The organism is Rahnella sp. 1L-D-7-B-C2, assembly GCF_057290995.1.
On record NZ_JBXAVQ010000004.1, the window covers coordinates 1 to 17,995 of the forward strand.

At 52.3% G+C, this 17,995-nt stretch carries 14 protein-coding genes and 1 rRNA gene; 7 read left to right on the forward strand and 8 right to left on the reverse strand.

Going from position 1 to position 17,995, the window contains the following annotated elements; all coding sequences use genetic code 11:
* Positions 1-47 precede the first annotated feature (47 nt).
* Positions 48-1,590 (reverse strand): 16S ribosomal RNA (locus AC0Z7K_RS08490).
* 528 nt (positions 1,591-2,118) lie between these two features.
* Between AC0Z7K_RS08490 and AC0Z7K_RS08495 the strand changes: the two genes are divergently transcribed.
* On the forward strand, positions 2,119-2,808 hold the full coding sequence (locus AC0Z7K_RS08495; RefSeq protein ID WP_485613933.1) for a FadR/GntR family transcriptional regulator: 690 nt from the start codon (positions 2,119-2,121) through the stop codon (positions 2,806-2,808).
* Here the strand turns inward: AC0Z7K_RS08495 and rbsR are convergent.
* From rbsR to kup, 7 genes are all read right to left on the reverse strand, one after another.
* The gene (rbsR, locus tag AC0Z7K_RS08500) at positions 2,791-3,801 is read right to left on the reverse strand and encodes a ribose operon transcriptional repressor RbsR (RefSeq protein ID WP_112165446.1); all 1,011 of its coding nucleotides are present in this window, start codon (positions 3,799-3,801) and stop codon (positions 2,791-2,793) included. The genes AC0Z7K_RS08495 and rbsR overlap by 18 nt on opposite strands.
* Positions 3,802-4,731: a ribokinase gene (rbsK, locus tag AC0Z7K_RS08505; protein WP_413529918.1), complete on the reverse strand. Its 930-nt coding sequence runs from the start codon at positions 4,729-4,731 to the stop codon at positions 3,802-3,804.
* Between the two features lie 68 nt (positions 4,732-4,799).
* A complete protein-coding gene (gene rbsB / locus AC0Z7K_RS08510) occupies positions 4,800-5,690 on the reverse strand; it encodes a ribose ABC transporter substrate-binding protein RbsB (RefSeq protein ID WP_056775977.1) in 891 nt (296 codons plus the stop codon).
* A 23-nt stretch (positions 5,691-5,713) separates the two neighbouring features.
* Positions 5,714-6,685, reverse strand: coding sequence for a ribose ABC transporter permease (gene rbsC, locus AC0Z7K_RS08515; RefSeq protein WP_112165442.1), 972 nt, complete (start codon positions 6,683-6,685; stop codon positions 5,714-5,716).
* 6 nt (positions 6,686-6,691) lie between these two features.
* Positions 6,692-8,197: a ribose ABC transporter ATP-binding protein RbsA gene (gene rbsA / locus AC0Z7K_RS08520; RefSeq protein ID WP_485613934.1), complete on the reverse strand. Its 1,506-nt coding sequence runs from the start codon at positions 8,195-8,197 to the stop codon at positions 6,692-6,694.
* Between the two features lie 7 nt (positions 8,198-8,204).
* A complete protein-coding gene (gene rbsD / locus AC0Z7K_RS08525; protein ID WP_112165437.1) occupies positions 8,205-8,624 on the reverse strand; it encodes a D-ribose pyranase in 420 nt (139 codons plus the stop codon).
* A gap of 214 nt (positions 8,625-8,838) precedes the next feature.
* A complete protein-coding gene (gene kup / locus AC0Z7K_RS08530) occupies positions 8,839-10,707 on the reverse strand; it encodes a low affinity potassium transporter Kup (RefSeq protein WP_112165435.1) in 1,869 nt (622 codons plus the stop codon).
* 267 nt (positions 10,708-10,974) lie between these two features.
* Between kup and ravA the strand changes: the two genes are divergently transcribed.
* From ravA to rsmG, 6 genes are all read left to right on the forward strand, one after another.
* Complete coding sequence (gene ravA, locus AC0Z7K_RS08535; protein ID WP_485613937.1) at positions 10,975-12,483, forward strand: ATPase RavA; 1,509 nt, start codon at positions 10,975-10,977, stop codon at positions 12,481-12,483.
* Between the two features lie 2 nt (positions 12,484-12,485).
* Positions 12,486-13,955 carry an ATPase RavA stimulator ViaA gene (viaA, locus tag AC0Z7K_RS08540; protein WP_485613938.1) on the forward strand — a complete coding sequence of 490 codons (1,470 nt, stop codon included), beginning with the start codon at positions 12,486-12,488 and terminating at the stop codon, positions 13,953-13,955.
* A gap of 20 nt (positions 13,956-13,975) precedes the next feature.
* The gene (gene asnC / locus AC0Z7K_RS08545) at positions 13,976-14,437 is read left to right on the forward strand and encodes a transcriptional regulator AsnC (RefSeq protein ID WP_056775967.1); all 462 of its coding nucleotides are present in this window, start codon (positions 13,976-13,978) and stop codon (positions 14,435-14,437) included.
* Positions 14,438-14,525: 88 nt separating this feature from the next.
* Positions 14,526-14,969: an FMN-binding protein MioC gene (gene mioC, locus AC0Z7K_RS08550; protein ID WP_485613940.1), complete on the forward strand. Its 444-nt coding sequence runs from the start codon at positions 14,526-14,528 to the stop codon at positions 14,967-14,969.
* A gap of 379 nt (positions 14,970-15,348) precedes the next feature.
* The gene (mnmG, locus tag AC0Z7K_RS08555; RefSeq protein ID WP_485613942.1) at positions 15,349-17,238 is read left to right on the forward strand and encodes a tRNA uridine-5-carboxymethylaminomethyl(34) synthesis enzyme MnmG; all 1,890 of its coding nucleotides are present in this window, start codon (positions 15,349-15,351) and stop codon (positions 17,236-17,238) included.
* Positions 17,239-17,370: 132 nt separating this feature from the next.
* Positions 17,371-17,991 (forward strand): 16S rRNA (guanine(527)-N(7))-methyltransferase RsmG, encoded by a 621-nt coding sequence (rsmG, locus tag AC0Z7K_RS08560; RefSeq protein ID WP_485613944.1) that lies wholly within the window; start codon positions 17,371-17,373, stop codon positions 17,989-17,991.
* Positions 17,992-17,995 lie beyond the last annotated feature (4 nt).

Genomic DNA, 17,995 nt, shown 5'->3' on the forward strand with positions numbered 1-17,995 from the left:
TTTCATCAGACAATCTGTGTGGACACTGCACAATGCGTATCTTTAGGTAAGGAGGTGATCCAACCGCAGGTTCCCCTACGGTTACCTTGTTACGACTTCACCCCAGTCATGAATCACAAAGTGGTAAGCGCCCTCCCGAAGGTTAAGCTACCTACTTCTTTTGCAACCCACTCCCATGGTGTGACGGGCGGTGTGTACAAGGCCCGGGAACGTATTCACCGTAGCATTCTGATCTACGATTACTAGCGATTCCGACTTCATGGAGTCGAGTTGCAGACTCCAATCCGGACTACGACATACTTTATGAGGTCCGCTTGCTCTCGCGAGTTTGCTTCTCTTTGTATATGCCATTGTAGCACGTGTGTAGCCCTACTCGTAAGGGCCATGATGACTTGACGTCATCCCCACCTTCCTCCGGTTTATCACCGGCAGTCTCCTTTGAGTTCCCACCATTACGTGCTGGCAACAAAGGATAAGGGTTGCGCTCGTTGCGGGACTTAACCCAACATTTCACAACACGAGCTGACGACAGCCATGCAGCACCTGTCTCACGGTTCCCGAAGGCACTAAGCTATCTCTAGCGAATTCCGTGGATGTCAAGAGTAGGTAAGGTTCTTCGCGTTGCATCGAATTAAACCACATGCTCCACCGCTTGTGCGGGCCCCCGTCAATTCATTTGAGTTTTAACCTTGCGGCCGTACTCCCCAGGCGGTCGACTTAACGCGTTAGCTCCGGAAGCCACGCCTCAAGGGCACAACCTCCAAGTCGACATCGTTTACAGCGTGGACTACCAGGGTATCTAATCCTGTTTGCTCCCCACGCTTTCGCACCTGAGCGTCAGTCTTTGTCCAGGGGGCCGCCTTCGCCACCGGTATTCCTCCAGATCTCTACGCATTTCACCGCTACACCTGGAATTCTACCCCCCTCTACAAGACTCTAGCTTGCCAGTTTCAAATGCAGTTCCCAAGTTAAGCTCGGGGATTTCACATCTGACTTAACAAACCGCCTGCGTGCGCTTTACGCCCAGTAATTCCGATTAACGCTTGCACCCTCCGTATTACCGCGGCTGCTGGCACGGAGTTAGCCGGTGCTTCTTCTGCGAGTAACGTCAATCGCTGCAGCTATTAACTACAGCGCCTTCCTCCTCGCTGAAAGTGCTTTACAACCCTAAGGCCTTCTTCACACACGCGGCATGGCTGCATCAGGCTTGCGCCCATTGTGCAATATTCCCCACTGCTGCCTCCCGTAGGAGTCTGGACCGTGTCTCAGTTCCAGTGTGGCTGGTCATCCTCTCAGACCAGCTAGGGATCGTCGCCTAGGTGAGCCATTACCCCACCTACTAGCTAATCCCATCTGGGCACATCCGATGGCGTGAGGCCCGAAGGTCCCCCACTTTGCTCTTGCGAGGTCATGCGGTATTAGCTACCGTTTCCAGTAGTTATCCCCCTCCATCAGGCAGTTTCCCAGACATTACTCACCCGTCCGCCGCTCGTCACCCAGAGAGCAAGCTCTCCTGTGCTACCGCTCGACTTGCATGTGTTAGGCCTGCCGCCAGCGTTCAATCTGAGCCATGATCAAACTCTTCAATTAAAAGTTCGATTTGCTTAAACACGTTAAGCGGTGCTCAAAGATTACTTCGTAATAATTCAACTAAATGAATTACTGCTTGGTCACTCTAAGACTTGATATTTTTTTGCCACCGAGATGGCTGATATCGTCTTGTGAGTGCCCACACAGATTGTCTGATAAATTGTTAAAGAGCGTTCGTTGCGAGACTTAACTCAGCAACGTGGGAGGCAGATAATACGCCTTCCCACTGAAGAGTCAACCTTTTTCTCATCGAGACGCGGTGTTTTCACCGGGTTGATTCTTCCTGACTGGGCGACTTAATTCTCGTTAGAGGAGTCGTTATTCCCGGTCAGTGGAGGCGCATTATAGGGAGTTCTCAGAAGGTCGCAACCCCTAATTTCAATTATTTTATCAACCGTTCACAAATTCAACAAAAAAGCCCGAAATGGAGGATTAATCAACGAAACCCGCTCAAAACACGCCTGTTTAAAGCCCAAGGCTGGAGTAAACTCGCTTAATAATAAAGAAAGATATTCAGGAATACCCTACATGCTACTTAATGCACATCAACAAGCTGCTCAGCGAAACCTTTCCTATTTACTGGCGGAGAAGATTGCACAACGCGTTTTATCCGGCGATTACCCTGAGGGGTCGATACTTCCCGGCGAGAATGAGTTAGGGGGAATTTTTGGCGTCAGCCGGACAGCCGTGCGTGAAGCGGTGAAAACACTGGCGGCTAAGGGCATGCTTTTGCCCCGCCCGCGCATTGGCACGCGAGTCATGCCTCAGTCCTGCTGGAACTTTCTCGATCAGGACCTGCTGACCTGGTGGATGACCCGCGAAAACTTCGATCAGGTCATGGCACATTTTATCGTGCTGCGCAGAGCGCTTGAACCTCAGGCTTGTGCATTAGCCGCTGTCTCAGCCAGCAAAGAACAAAAGCATCGGCTTTCACTCTATATGAATGAAATGCGCCAGCTGCACAAAAGCTTTGACCGGGAACAGTGGATTACGGTGGATACGCACTTTCATCAACTGATCTATGAAGCGGGGAAAAACCCTTTCCTGACATCGTTCTCGAATTTATTCAGTTCGGTCTATCAGAGTTACTTTCGGGCGATCACGGGCAATGAGGTTATCAAGCTGGAACATCATCAGCGCCTGACCGATGCCATTCTTGGCGGCGATGCCAATGCGGCGCTGAAAGCCTGTCAGCATCTATTATTTAGCGACGAATGAGCCCACGGATTGACGGACCACTAATTCCGGCGTGAGCACCAGAATCTGAGGCTCTGCTTGTGGGTCTTGCAGACGGTGTAATAAGGCATCGACTGCCAGCTCACCGAGTGAATCTTTAGGCTGATGGATAGTTGTCAGCGGCGGCATCATATACTGCGCCAGCTGGATATCATCGTAGCCGATTACTGCGACATCATCCGGCACACGCAATCCACGTTGATACAATGCCTGATACGCACCGACTGCCATTGCATCATTCCCCGCAAAGACCGCATGAGGCGGCTCGGGTAACGACAGCAATTTCTCCATCGCCGGTACGCCTCCTTCGAATTCAAAATCACCGCTGACTTCATAACCGGGAGGGATGACCAGCCCGGCTTTATTCATGGCCTGACGATAACCGTTCAGCCGTTCCTGCGCGGTGGTTTTATCCAGCGGTCCGGTGATGCAGGCAATTTTGCGATAGCCCTGACGGATCAGATACTCCGTCGCCATTTCTCCGCCCAGAAGCGCATTGTCCTGAATCACATCATTCGCGCCATCAAACGGTGACCAGTCCATCATCACAATAGGTAAGGAAGGATAGCGGCTGATGGCATCTTTCGATGGCCGGTGATTTTCCGTACACATCAACAGCAGGCCATCGACACGCTTTTGCAACAGCGTTTCCAGACTGCGGTTCATGCGTTCGGCATCGCCGTCGGTATTACATAAGATCAGGCTGTAGCCACGTTCATAGCAACTGCGTTCAACACCGCGCACCACTTCCGCATAAAACGGGTTGCTGCTGGCCGTCAGTAACATGCCAATGGTGCGGGTTTGATTTAGTTTCAGGCTGCGTGCCAGCGCGGACGGTGCGTAGTTGAGCTGTTCAACGGCGGCATTCACCTTGTCGGCGATGGCATCACTGACGAACCGATTTTTGTTGATGACGTGGGAAACAGTAGAAGTTGAAACGCCCGCCAGACGGGCGACATCTTTCATGGTGGCCAATCAGGCCTCCTGCTGCGTGAGGAAATCGTCGATTTCTTTGCGCCATGGTACGGAAGGCTGAGCGCCAGGACGTGTCACTGCAATCGCGGCAGCGGCGTGAGCAAAGCGTACCGCGCTGTCCATTGCCTTACCCTCCAGTAACGCAGTCACCAGTGCGCCATTAAAAGTATCACCGGCCGCAATAGTATCCACGGCTTTGACGCGGAATCCGGCGACCTGCTTGCCTTCCCCGTTTTGGCTCAGCCAGACACCTTTACTGCCCAGCGTGATGATAACCGTCGCGATGCCTTTGTCGTGCAGGGCTTTGGCTGCTCTGGCCGCATCGTCATTATTCTCGACCTTAATCCCGGTAAGCTTCTCAGCCTCGGTTTCGTTCGGGGTGATGATATCGACCCGCGACAGCAGTTCGTCCGGCAATTCACAGGCCGGGGCAGGATTAAGAATGACCTGCGTGCCGTTTTCTTTAGCTAACTTCGCCGCCGCAATCACCGTCTCTAACGGTGATTCCAGCTGCATTAATAGAGCAGAAGCATTGATGACTTGCTGTTTATAGCGTGCAAGGTAGTCCGGCGTCACCGCACTATTGGCACCCGCATCGATACCAATGACGTTCTCACCTTCTGCATTCACGAAAATCAACGCGACGCCGGTGGTCGTTTCTTTGATGGCTTCGACAGGTTGCGTATCAATGTGGTCGCTGGCCAGCTGTTTACGCACACGCTCACCAATATCATCGTCACCCACACAGGCAATAAAAGAAATATCTGCGCCACTGCGACCGGCGGCGACCGCCTGATTCGCACCTTTGCCACCGAAAGCCACGGTGTACTGCTTGCCGATCACCGTTTCGCCCGGTTGCGGGAAGTGGTTGATATTCAGAATGTGGTCAGCATTAATACTTCCGAGTACCACCAGTTTGCCTGTTTTCATGTGGAGATCCCTGAGTCAAAGAGCGCCCCCAAAAGGAGGCGCGGGTTACAGCATCGAGCATGCGGGTATTACGGCTGAGCAACCAGTTTCAAATCAACAGGAATAACAGCCGGGACTTTTTCGCCTTTCAGCACTTTGTCAGCTGTCTGAACACCGATCACGCCGATTTGTTCCGGACGTTGTGCCACAGTCGCGCCCATTTTACCGCTGTTTACAGCTTTGATACCGTCTTCTGTGCCGTCGAAGCCGACAACCAGCACGTCAGTTTTACCGGCAGTTTGCAGGGCACGCAATGCGCCCAGCGCCATTTCGTCGTTCTGAGCGAAGACGGCTTGTACGTCCTGATGCGCAGTCAGCAGGTTCTGCATAACGTTCAGGCCTTTGGTGCGGTCGAAGTCAGCAGGCTGGCTGGCGAGGATCTGGAAATGGTGTTTCTCAGCGGCCTGGGCGAAACCTTTACCGCGTTCGCGGGCAACGGAAGTCCCGGCAATGCCTTCCAGTTCGATCACTTTGGCGTTTTCGCCCAGTTTCTTCGCGATGTAGTCACCGGCCATTTTGCCGCCGAAGGCGTTATCAGATGCCACGTGGCTGGCAACGACGCCTTTAGTCGCCTGACGGTCAAGGGTGATCACTGGAATTTTCGCCTGGTTAGCCATCGCGACAGCATTGCCTACGGCATCAGAATCGGTCGGGTTAATCAGCATCAGCTTGGTACCACGAACGGTAAGGTCCTGCACGTTTGCCAGCTCTTTCGCCGGGTTGTTCTGCGAATCGAGAACAATCAGGTTGTAGCCCAGTTTGTCGGCTTCTTTTTGCGCACCGTCTTTCATAGAAACAAAGAACGGGTTGTTCAGCGTTGAAACGACCAGCGCGATGGTGTCTTTCGCCATAACGTTAGCACTGAAAGACGCGGTGATCGCTGCGGCGGAAACCCAGACAGCCAGTTTTTTCATATTCATGGTCATAAGTCCTGTAGGAGAGTTTATTTGTTGCTTTTGTTATCCACCAGAACCGCCAGCAGAATGACAACTGCTTTCACGATCATCTGGTAGTAGGAAGAAACACCTAATAAGTTCAAACCGTTATTCAGGAAGCCAAGGATCAATGCACCGATCAGCGTTCCAACAATACGCCCTTTACCCCCGGACAGGCTGGTTCCCCCTAAAACAACGGCGGCAATCGCATCCAGCTCGTAGCCTGTACCTGCGTTAGGCTGCGCTGAAGACAAGCGCGCCACTTCGATGATACTGGCCAGAGCGGCTAACAAACCACACAGGGAGTAGACGATAATTTTGACTTTATCGACGCTGATACCTGACAGACGCGTGGCGGATTCATTGCCGCCCAGCGCGTAGATATAACGCCCTAACCGGGTGTGATGCAGCATGTACCAGGCTGCAATAAACACCACGGCCATCAGCCAGACCGGTGTCGGAATCCCCAACGGGCGCCCGATACCAAACCAGCCAAACACATCTGCCACATCATTAAAGCCGGTGCTTATAGGGCTGCCGTTGGTGTACACCATGGTGATACCGCGCAGCAGCAACATCATGACCAGCGTGGCGATAAACGCCTGCACCTTACCTTTGGCGACAATCATGCCAGTGACGGCGCCGATACCTGCGCCCAGCGCCAGCGCGCCTGCCACGGCAACCAGCGCATTCACTTCAAGCCCGACGATAGAGGCCGCAACCGCACCGGTCAGCGCCAGCAAAGAACCGACGGATAAATCAATACCTGACGTCAGGATCACCAGCGTCATGCCCACGGCCATAATGGCGTTGACGGACGTTTGCTGAAGGATGTTAAACAGGTTATTCACGGTGAAGAAATTCGGGCTCATAGAAGAGACCACGGCAATCAACACCAGCAGCGCAATCAGAGACTTCTGCTCCAACAACCACTCTTTACTGATCCAGCGCTTTTTGGCTGACAATGTCTGAGAACTCATATCTGATTACTCCTGCGTCACGCGGTATTGCTTGCCGACAGCGGCTGCCATCAACACCTCTTGCGTAGCCTGTTCTATCGGGAATTCACCGCTTAAATGACCTTCATGCATCACAAGAACCCGGTCGCTCATACCGATCACTTCCGGCATTTCTGAGGAAACCAAAATGATGCTCAGCCCTTCGCGCTTGAACTGGTTAATAAGCTGGTAAATTTCTTTTTTGGCACCGACGTCAACGCCGCGCGTCGGTTCGTCGAGGATCAGGACTTTTGGCCGCGTCATCAAACCGCGGGCAATCGCCACTTTTTGCTGATTACCACCGGAGAGCAAACCAATCGGCTGCATCATCGATGGCGTTTTAATATTGAAGAGACGGATGAAGTCGCCGACGGCCTGTTGTTCATCCGCATGCTTGAGGCGTCCCCCGCCGTGGCTAAAATAACGCAGTGCGGTCAGCGACATATTTTCTTTCACCGACATCCCGAGCACTAAGCCATCGCGTTTACGATCTTCGGAGATATAAACGATACCGTTCGCCAGACCGTCCTGCGGTGAGTGAGTCACCACTTCGCGGCCATCAAGAGAAACGTATCCACTTTTACGCGGCAGCGCGCCGTAGAGGATTTTCATCAGCTCGGTGCGACCGGCACCCATCAGCCCGGATACCCCGAGGATCTCGCCGCTGTGCAAATCAAAACTGACGTTATCCACGCCCGGCCCGCAGACATCGCGAACCTGCAAGCGCAGCGCACCGCGCTTGTGAACAATACGCGGATACTGCTCTTCCAGACGACGGCCAACCATCATTTCGATTAGGGTGTCTTCTTCCAGCTCGCTGACCGGACGCTCGGCGATAAACTGCCCGTCACGGAATACGGTGACGTCATCGCAGATCTCAAAAATTTCTTTCATGCGGTGCGAGATGTACACCACGCCGCAGCCGGCCGCCTTCAGTTCGCGAATAACGCTAAACAGGGAGGCGGTTTCAGTATCGGTCAGCGCATCCGTCGGTTCATCCATGATGATGACTTTGGATTCAAAGCTCAGCACTTTGGCGATTTCGACCATCTGCTGATCGCCAATCGATAGTTCACCGACCAGACGATCGCTTTTGTAGCGCAGATTCAGACGGGCCAGGAGTTTGTCCGCTTCGGCATACATCTTTTTCCAGTTGATGCGGCCAAAACCGTTTACAAACTCACGGCCGAGAAAAATGTTTTCAGCGATAGTCAGCTGAGGGATCAGGTTAAGTTCCTGATGGATGATGCCGATCCCCGCTTCCTGCGAAGCTTTCGGGCCACTGAACGCGGTTTCCTTGCCGAGGAAATGCACTGAGCCGGCATCTTTTTGGTAGATGCCGGTCAGCACTTTCATCATCGTGGATTTACCCGCGCCGTTTTCACCCACCAGCGCCATGACACGTCCCGGATAAACGCTGAGCGCCGCGCCGGAAAGTGCTTTTACGCCGGGGAAGGCTTTATCAATCCCTGTTAGTTGCAGCAAAGGTTGCATAAAGGCCTCAGAAGGTTACGCCGGCACACAGGATCACATTCGCATACGGCGAACATTCCCCGCTGCGGATGACAGCCCGACTTTTTTCGGTTTGCGCTTTGAATGCCTCATGACTGACGTAATCCAAAGCAATGGTGTTTCCCTGGTGTTGTTCGAGTTGTGTCAATCGGGCGAGTAACGCTTCATGGAGTTGAGGATTTTTAGTGAGGATTTCCTCTGCGAGGATAGCCCGCTCAACCTGCATCTCGTGTGTCACTACCTCTAAGACTTGTAAAAAGGTGGGAACTCCCTGGGTTAGCGCCAGATCGATGCGCTGGCAAGCTGCTGGCACCGGAAGTCCGGCATCGCCAATAACCAGCTGATCGGTATGACCTAACCGGGCAATAACAGTTGAGATTTCGGCATTTAACAGCGGTGACTTCTTCATTTTGACTCCTACAGCGAAACGTTTCGCTCACCACTGAGTTTATGAGACTGGCCGCACAAGGCAACGAAGATGTGATGGAATTGTGATCAACGTCGAAACGTTTCGCTGAATGATTCAGAAATCGGGAGGCAATTTGAGTTAGTCATTTCACAAAGGAGAAGATACAAACAAAACAGGGTACCCGAAGGTACCCTGTGAGCGGCAAAAAGCAGGATTAAATTTCCACCTGCGTACCCAGTTCGATAACGCGGTTGGGCGGGATCTCAAACTGGTCCGGCGCGCGCAAGGCGTTACGACTGAGCGCCATGAACAGCTTGCCACGGAAGTAGAGATACCATGGACGCTTGGTCAGGATCAGCGATTCATGCGACATGAAGAACGACGTTTCCATCATCCGGCACGGCAAACCTTCCAGACCACAGCGGTGGAAAATCTCTTCCACGTTCGGCGTTTCTTTAAATCCGTAACTTGCCACCACGCGCCAGAACGTCGGTGACAGCTGCTCGATAGTGACACGCCGGACGTTGTGTACATAAGGCGCGTCTTCCGTTCGCAGCGTCAGCAGTACCACGCGCTCATGCAGCACCTTGTTGTGCTTGAGGTTATGCAGCAATGCGAACGGAATGACGTTGATGGCTCGCGACATATACACCGCAGTTCCCGGAACGCGAACCGGCGGAGATTTCTCGAGCGAAGCGATCATTGCCTCCAGCGAATTCCCATGTTCGTTCATGCGGCGCATAAGACGAAAACGCTCGCTTTTCCACGTGGTCATGACGATAAACATGCACAGGCCAAGCGTCAGCGGCAACCAGCCGCCAGAGAACAGCTTAGTGGCGTTCGCTGCAAACAGCGGGATATCCATAAACAGCAGACCGATCAGCAAAATACCTACCAGGAACGGTTTCCAGTGCCAGTTTTTCAGCGCCACCGTGCAGGAAAGAATGCTGGTGAGCACCATCGTACCAGTCACCGCAATTCCGTACGCCGCGGCAAGATTGCTGGAATGTTCAAAGCTGGCAATCACAATCACCACTGCGAAATACAGCAACCAGTTAATGGCCGGGATATAAATCTGACCGGCTTCCATTTCCGAGGTGTGAATGATGCGCATCGGCGGTAAATAACCCAGTCGCACAGCCTGACGCGTCAGGGAGAACACACCGGAAATCACCGCCTGAGAGGCAATGATGGTCGCTAACGTGGCTAATACCAGTAACGGAATTAACGCCCAGTCAGGCGCCAGAAGGAAGAAGGGGTTTTTAATCGCTTCCGGATTTTTCAGCAGCAACGCGCCCTGACCGAAGTAATTGAGCACCAGGGACGGCAATACCACCGTGAACCACGCCAGACGGATCGGGAATTTCCCGAAGTGCCCCATATCGGCATACAACGCTTCCACACCGGTAATCGACAGAACGACAGCGCCGAGTGCCAGGAAGGAGAAGGATTTATGTTCGATGAAGAAGTTAACCGCCCACATTGGGTTCATGGCGCGTAAAACTTCAGGGTTCTGCATGATGCTGTTAACCCCCAGAACGGCGAGCGTCAGGAACCAGACCAGCATTACCGGGGCGAAGAGTTTGCCCACGATACCGGTCCCGTGTTTCTGAATAATGAAAAGCAGCGTCAGAACAGTAATAGAAAGAGGAACGATATAAGGATCGAGTGACGGCGCTGCAATCTCCAGACCTTCCATTGCGGAAAGTACCGAAATTGCCGGAGTGATCACCACTTCGCCATAGAAAAAGCTACCACCGATCAGGCCAAGAATCACCAGCACCGCCGTGGTGCGTGACGACGTGTTTCTGCCCGCCAAAGACATCAGCGTCAGTATACCGCCTTCCCCCGCATTGTCCGCCCGCATCACATACGTGAGGTACTTGAGCGACACAATAAGGATAAGCATCCAGAAAATCAGAGAGAGAAAACCAAATACAACGCTAGGCTCAACATTGAAACCGTAGTGTCCGGAAAAACACTCTCTTAAGGTATAGAGAGGACTGGTACCAATGTCGCCATAGACCACACCAATGGCGGCCAGGGTTACTGCTGGGAGTGACCGTTTATGTTCAGTGCTCATATTTCGTTTCTTTTTTGCTCGAACATCCGTAAGCGATGCGTGCGCTCAGTCCAATGATGCCCACTAAAAGGCGCACAGTATGCACGAATAAATCAGATTGCCTACCCTTAAATGTGCAGCTAAACCGGCGTTCAGAAGAACGAGGTCACAAATCTGATAATAGAAAATTTTTAGTAATCAACAAGCTATACAGTGAAAAATAATCATGGCTTATCGCTGCGAGCCAGTACACTATTCAATATCTAAATGGAAACCGGAAGAGACAGTATGGCGCAATCTCCCCTTCTGGCAGAACGGATCGCCCGTCTTGCTAACGCATTGGAACATGGCTTGTACGAACGACAGGACGCCATTCGTTTATGCCTGCTGGCCGCACTGTGCGGCGAAAGCGTTTTTCTGCTCGGCCCGCCGGGCATTGCAAAGAGCCTGATCGCGCGCCGTTTAAAATTCGCCTTCCGTCATGCACGTGCTTTTGAATATCTGATGACGCGATTTTCCACCCCGGAAGAAGTCTTTGGCCCGCTCTCAATTCAGGCCCTGAAAGATGAAGGCCGATATCTGCGTCTGACCGAAGGTTACTTACCGGAAGCTGAAATCGTCTTCCTTGATGAAATCTGGAAAGCGGGTCCTGCGATCCTCAATACCTTGCTGACCGCCATCAACGAACGCCGTTTCCGTAATGGCGAACGCGAAGAGCCGATCCCTTTACGCCTGCTGGTCAGCGCCTCTAACGAACTCCCTGAAGCCGACGGCAGTCTGGAAGCGTTATACGACCGTATGTTGATCCGTCTGTGGCTGGATAAGGTACAGGATAAGCAAAATTTCCGCTCACTGCTGACCAGCCGTACCAACGAAAGCGCCAATCCTGTGGCCGAATCACTGAGTATCAGTGATGAAGAGTATCAACAATGGCAGCCAGAGATTGATAAAGTCAATCTGCCGGATGCGTGTTTTGAACTGGTTTTCCAGCTTCGTCAGCGTCTTGATGCACTCGACACCGCACCTTATGTTTCAGATCGCCGCTGGAAAAAAGCGCTACGTCTGTTGCAGGCCTGCGCGTTCTTCAGCGGGCGAAACACCATTACGCCTGTTGATCTGATCCTGCTTAAAGACTGCCTGTGGCATGACCTCAATACGTATCAGCTGTTGCAAACTCAAATCGAGCAGTTGATCACCGAGCAGGCCTATCAGCAGCAAACATTACTGATGAAAATCCAGCAGTTAGATCAGCAGTGGATGCAGTACCAGCAGCAGCAAAGCTCGCGTCAGTCCGTCAAGCTCGGCAAAAAAGCCGGGATGTTCAGCCGCAAACCACAACACAGCTTGCCGGACAGCCTTTCCGCCACTCACCTGACGTTGTTACTGCAAACGCCTTTGCACCTGCATGAAATCAAAGTCACGCATTTGCTCTTCGACCGTATCACGTTGGAAGAATGGCTGAATAAAGGCGGCGTTCTGAAAGCTAAACTGAACGGCATCGGCTTTGCGCAAACCATCGATGCAGAGATTGATGATAAACAGCAGCTGCTGGTGCTGGATGTCAGTCGCCAGAGCACGCCGCTGACTCTGCCAGGCAACGAACATATCGCCGTTCCCGACGAGATGAAGAATACGCTGAGCGATCTGAGCGCAAAACTCGCCCAGCAGCGGCATGAATTTGGCCAGCAGCAAAACTGCCTGTTTGTTTCGGCGCAATGGATGGCGAAAATCGAAGCCAGCCTGCTGCAGGTCACCGAACAGCTGCGCCATCAGCAGCAGACGTTCAGCGGACACTAACAATGTTCAGCCTGGAATCTCTGGATCTGCTGCTGGCAATCAGCGAAGCCGAACTGATCGAGGAACTGATCGTCGGATTACTGGCCGCCCCCGCGCTGGCCGTTTTCTTTGAGAAATTTCCCCGCCTCAAACGCGCGCTGACCAAAGATCTTCCCGAATGGAAGCTGCGGCTGCGCCAGAGGATCCATGAAACGCCGGTCCCCCCCGATCTGGCGAAAGAATTCTACCTTTACCAGCACTGCCAGCAGACCGATATCACCACCTTTCAGACCGGGCTGCCGGAGCTGATTGATGAGCTGTTCCGACTGAACTCTCCTTTTACTACCGAGGCCCGTACATTATTCGAGAACTATGAGGAATCGCGAACGGCGCGAACCGGCAACAGTTTTCAGACTCTCTTCCTCCAGCGCTGGCGCCTGAACCTGACATTCCAGACGGTGAACGTTCATCACCAGTTACTGGAGCAGGAACAGGAGAAATTGCAGGAGGAGTTACTTCAGCGTCTTGAACTGAGCAGCGAGTTGTCTCCTTTATTAGCAGAGAACGATACCGCGGCGGGACGTCTTTGGGATATGAGTAAAGGAAAGCGTCTGCGCGGAGATATCCAGTCGCTGGCCCGCTTTGGTGCTTTCCTGCAACAACAGCCTGAGCTGGTTCAGCTGGCAGAGCAGCTGGGGCGCAGCCAGACGGTAAAAACCAGCCCGCATGAAGATGCCAAAATGGAAACGCATCGGCTGATGGTCCGCGAACCTGCGACAGTACCGGAGGAAGTGAATGGCATTCACCAGAGTGACGATATCCTGCGGCTGATGCCAACCGAACTGGGTACGCTGGGAATTCCTGAGCTCGAATATGAATTTTACCGCCGGTTACTGGAAAAAAGGCTGATGACCTATCGTCTGCAGGGCGACGTCTGGCGCGAAAAAGTGGTTAAGCGTCCGGTGGTGTATCAGCAACAGGAACCGCAGCCCCGTGGCCCGTTTGTGGTGTGTGTGGATACCTCCGGCTCGATGGGGGGATTCAATGAACAGTGTGCGAAAGCCTTTTGCCTGGCGCTGCTGAAGATCGCCCTGGCCGATAACCGTCGCTGTTACATCATGTTGTTTGCCAGCGAAGTGATCCATTATGAACTGACGTCCGCCGGTGGACTGGATCAGGCATTGCGTTTTCTCGGGCAGCATTTTCGCGGCGGCACCGATTTGGCGGCCTGCCTGAATGCTACCTTGGACAAACTGGCCTCACCGGAGTGGCATGACGCCGACGCAGTGGTGATCTCCGATTTCATCGCTCAGCGGCTGCCTGACGAGGTACAGAAGAAGGTCAAAATGCTTCAGCGGGAGAGACAGCACCGCTTCCATGCGCTGGCGATGTCACATTATGGCAAGCCCGGGATCCTGCGTATTTTCGATCATATCTGGCGCTTTGATACCGGTGTGAAAAGCCGTGTACAACGCCGCTGGCAAAGAAATTAACCTTAAGGAGAAAGAACACTATGTCTGAAATCTATCAGCTCGACGAGTTGGATCGCGGGATCCTCAATGCGTTGATGGACAACGCCAGAACACCTTACGCCGAACTTGCCAAAGTCTTCACAGTCAGCCCCGGCACCATTCACGTTCGCGTCGAAAAGATGAAGCAGGCTGGAATCATTACGGGTGCGCACATCACCGTGAATCCTAAGCAACTCGGTTACGACGTTTGCTGCTTTATTGGCATCATATTGAAAAGCGCCAAGGACTATCCGTCTGCGCTTAAAAAACTGGAAAGTATCGAAGAAGTGGTTGAAGCCTATTACACCACCGGCCACTACAGCATCTTCATTAAGATCATGTGCCGCTCCATTGATTCTCTGCAACACGTACTTATCAACAAGATCCAGACCATCGATGAGATCCAATCAACAGAGACTCTGATCTCCCTGCAGAACCCCATCACACGCACTATCCAGCCCTGAGTACTGAATTCTATACCCCTATTATCCACAGGTAGATCCCAGCTCATTCACAGCGTACAATGTCTTCCTTTTCTCGGGTGAGAGTTCTATGTCTGACGTAACCCTGATCAGTGGAAGTACACTTGGCAGTGCCGAATATGTTGCTGAACATGTGGCAGAGAAGCTGGAAGAAGCCGGTTTCTCTGCACAGATGTTTCATGGCCCGGAACTGTATGAAGTCCCTTTAGAAGGGATCTGGCTGGTGGTGTGCTCCACACACGGTGCAGGGGAGTTGCCTGATAACTTGCAACCCTTCCTGGAACAGCTGGAAGATCAGCAACCGGATCTGTCAAAAGTTCGTTTTGGTGCCTTAGGTTTAGGCAGCAGCGAATATGACACTTTCTGTGGCGCAATCAATTCTCTCGATCAGAAACTGACGTCATTAGGCGCCAAACGGATCGGCGATCGACTTGAGATCGACGTGACTCAGCATGAAATTCCTGAGGATCCCGCAGAGGTTTGGGTGATCAACTGGATTAATTTACTCAAATAAGTGTAAATTTCAGGCGATCAGATGTGGATAACTATGCTTTAAAGCAGTGTAAAACCGGTAGTTATCCCTCTAACAACTGCTGTACGCTTTTCAGGCTGTGCATAACTCTCAATTTTGATCCCAGCTTATACTGTCCAGGATCACCGATCATTCACAGCATACGATCCTTCTTAGCATATTGATCTTCATTGATAAAAATGACTTATGCACAGAGGATCGCGATCCTAATAGAAGTATTAATAAGAGATCTTTAAATAAAAAAGATCTTCTTTTAATTAGGGAAGATCCTCCGGGGCTTGTGGAAGATCTAAACTTGAGTAGAATCCCTCCTCCCAACGCCATACAAAGAAAGTTCGCTTGAACGCTGAGGTGCAGTCGCATGTTTTATCCGGATCAATTTGACGTCATTATCATCGGTGGAGGTCATGCAGGTACTGAAGCTGCCATGGCATCTGCACGTATGGGACGTCAGACCTTATTATTAACCCACAATATCGACACGCTGGGACAGATGTCGTGTAACCCGGCGATTGGCGGGATCGGGAAGGGACATCTGGTAAAAGAAGTGGACGCTCTCGGCGGACTGATGGCCACAGCTATCGACCATGCGGGCATTCAGTTTAGGATACTAAACGCGAGCAAAGGCCCTGCCGTACGGGCAACCCGTGCTCAGGCTGACCGTGTACTTTACCGTCAGGCAGTTCGTACTGCCTTAGAGAATCAGCCGAACCTGATGATCTTCCAGCAGTCAGTCGAAGATCTTATCGTGGAAAACGATCGCGTTGTTGGTGCTGTGACAAAAATGGGGCTGAAATTCCGCGCCAAAACGGTAGTACTGACCGTTGGGACCTTCCTGGACGGGAAGATCCACATTGGCCTTGAAAACTACAGCGGCGGCCGCGCAGGTGATCCTCCAGCTATCTCCCTTTCACAGCGTCTGCGTGAATTACCGTTACGTGTGAACCGCCTTAAAACAGGTACACCGCCGCGTATCGATGCCCGCTCTATTGATTTCAGCGTGCTGGCTCAACAGCACGGCGATAACCCGGCTCCGGTATTCTCTTTCATGGGTAACGTGTCGCAACATCCGCGTCAAATCCCGTGTTACATGACTTATACCAATGAAAAAACGCATGATGTGATCCGCAATAATCTGGATCGCAGCCCGATGTATGCCGGGATCATTGAAGGGATCGGCCCGCGTTATTGTCCGTCGATCGAAGATAAAGTCATGCGGTTTGCCGATCGCAATTCCCATCAGATCTTCCTCGAACCGGAAGGCCTGACCAGCAACGAAGTCTATCCAAACGGGATTTCAACCAGCTTGCCGTTTGATGTACAGATGCAGATCGTACGTTCCATGCAGGGGATGGAAAATGCGGTGATCGTTCGTCCCGGCTATGCCATCGAATATGATTTCTTTGATCCGCGGGATTTGAAACCGACGCTGGAAAGCAAATTTATCGCTGGTCTGTTCTTTGCCGGACAAATCAATGGCACAACCGGCTACGAAGAAGCGGCGGCACAGGGCCTGCTGGCAGGTATGAACGCCGCACGCAGCGCCACCGACGATGAAGGCTGGGCGCCACGCCGTGATCAGGCTTATCTGGGGGTGCTGGTAGATGACTTGTGTACTCTGGGTACCAAAGAACCGTACCGCATGTTTACCTCGCGTGCTGAATATCGTCTGATGCTGCGTGAAGATAACGCCGATTTACGTCTGACGGAAAAAGGGCGTGAATTAGGTCTGGTCGATGATGCCCGCTGGGCACGCTTTAACCAGAAGCTGGAGATGATCGAGCAGGAACGTCAGCGTCTGCGCGGGATCTGGGTCAATCCTCATCACGCACAGGTCAGTGAAATCAACACACACCTTTCCGCGCCGCTCTCAAAAGAGGCCAATGCTGAAGAGTTGCTGCGTCGGCCTGAAATGACGTATGCGCTGATCACCACATTGTCTCCATTTGCGCCGGGCGTGCCAGATATACAGGCTGCAGAACAGGTTGAGATTCAAATCAAGTACGAAGGCTACATTGCACGTCAGCAGGAAGAGATCGACAAACAGCTGCGCAATGAAAACACTTTGCTGCCAGCAGATCTGGATTACCGTCTGGTGAACAGTCTGTCGAACGAAGTGATCGCCAAGTTAAACGATCACAAGCCGACGTCGATCGGTCAGGCTTCGCGGATCTCCGGTATCACACCGGCGGCCATCTCAATTCTGCTGATCTGGCTTAAAAAACAAGGTTTGCTGCGCCGTAGCGCCTGAATAACATCTCTGATGACCGCCCTTTGATCCCAAGGCGGCGGTCATTTCTCGCTTTCCCCGCCTTTTTGGCTGCTTTATCATTCCCCCACCGGGCTGTTCCCGGAATATCGACTCTGTCAGAGGATTTTCACTGTGCAAAATAAACTGGACTCGCTGCTTGCTGCGGCAGGAATAGCGTTACCCGATCAGCAAAAACACCAACTGATTGCCTATGTTGAACTGCTGCATAAGTGGAACAAAGCCTATAACCTGACGTCGGTGCGCGATCCGATGCAAATGCTCGTGCGCCATATTCTGGACAGTATCGTAGTAAATGAGCATTTGCAGGGCAGCCGTTTCATTGATGTGGGTACGGGGCCCGGCTTACCGGGCATACCACTGGCTATCGTCCGTCCGGACTCGCATTTCACATTGCTGGACAGTCTGGGCAAGCGTGTACGCTTCCTGCGTCAGGTTCAGCATGAGCTGGGGCTGAAGAACATCGAGCCTGTACAAAGCCGTGTGGAAGAGTTTGAGCCTGAGCCGCCGTTTGATGGTGTGATAAGCCGTGCATTTGCCTCGCTGCAGGACATGTTGTCCTGGTGCCATCATCTGCCTAAGAAAGGGCAGGGCAGGTTCTATGCCCTCAAAGGTATACGTCCTGATGATGAACTTGCCACCTTACCTTCAGGTATCACTTTGGAAAGCGTGGTGAAACTGCAGGTTCCGGAACTTGACGGAGAACGTCATCTGATAATTCTCAGGGCAAACTAAAGTT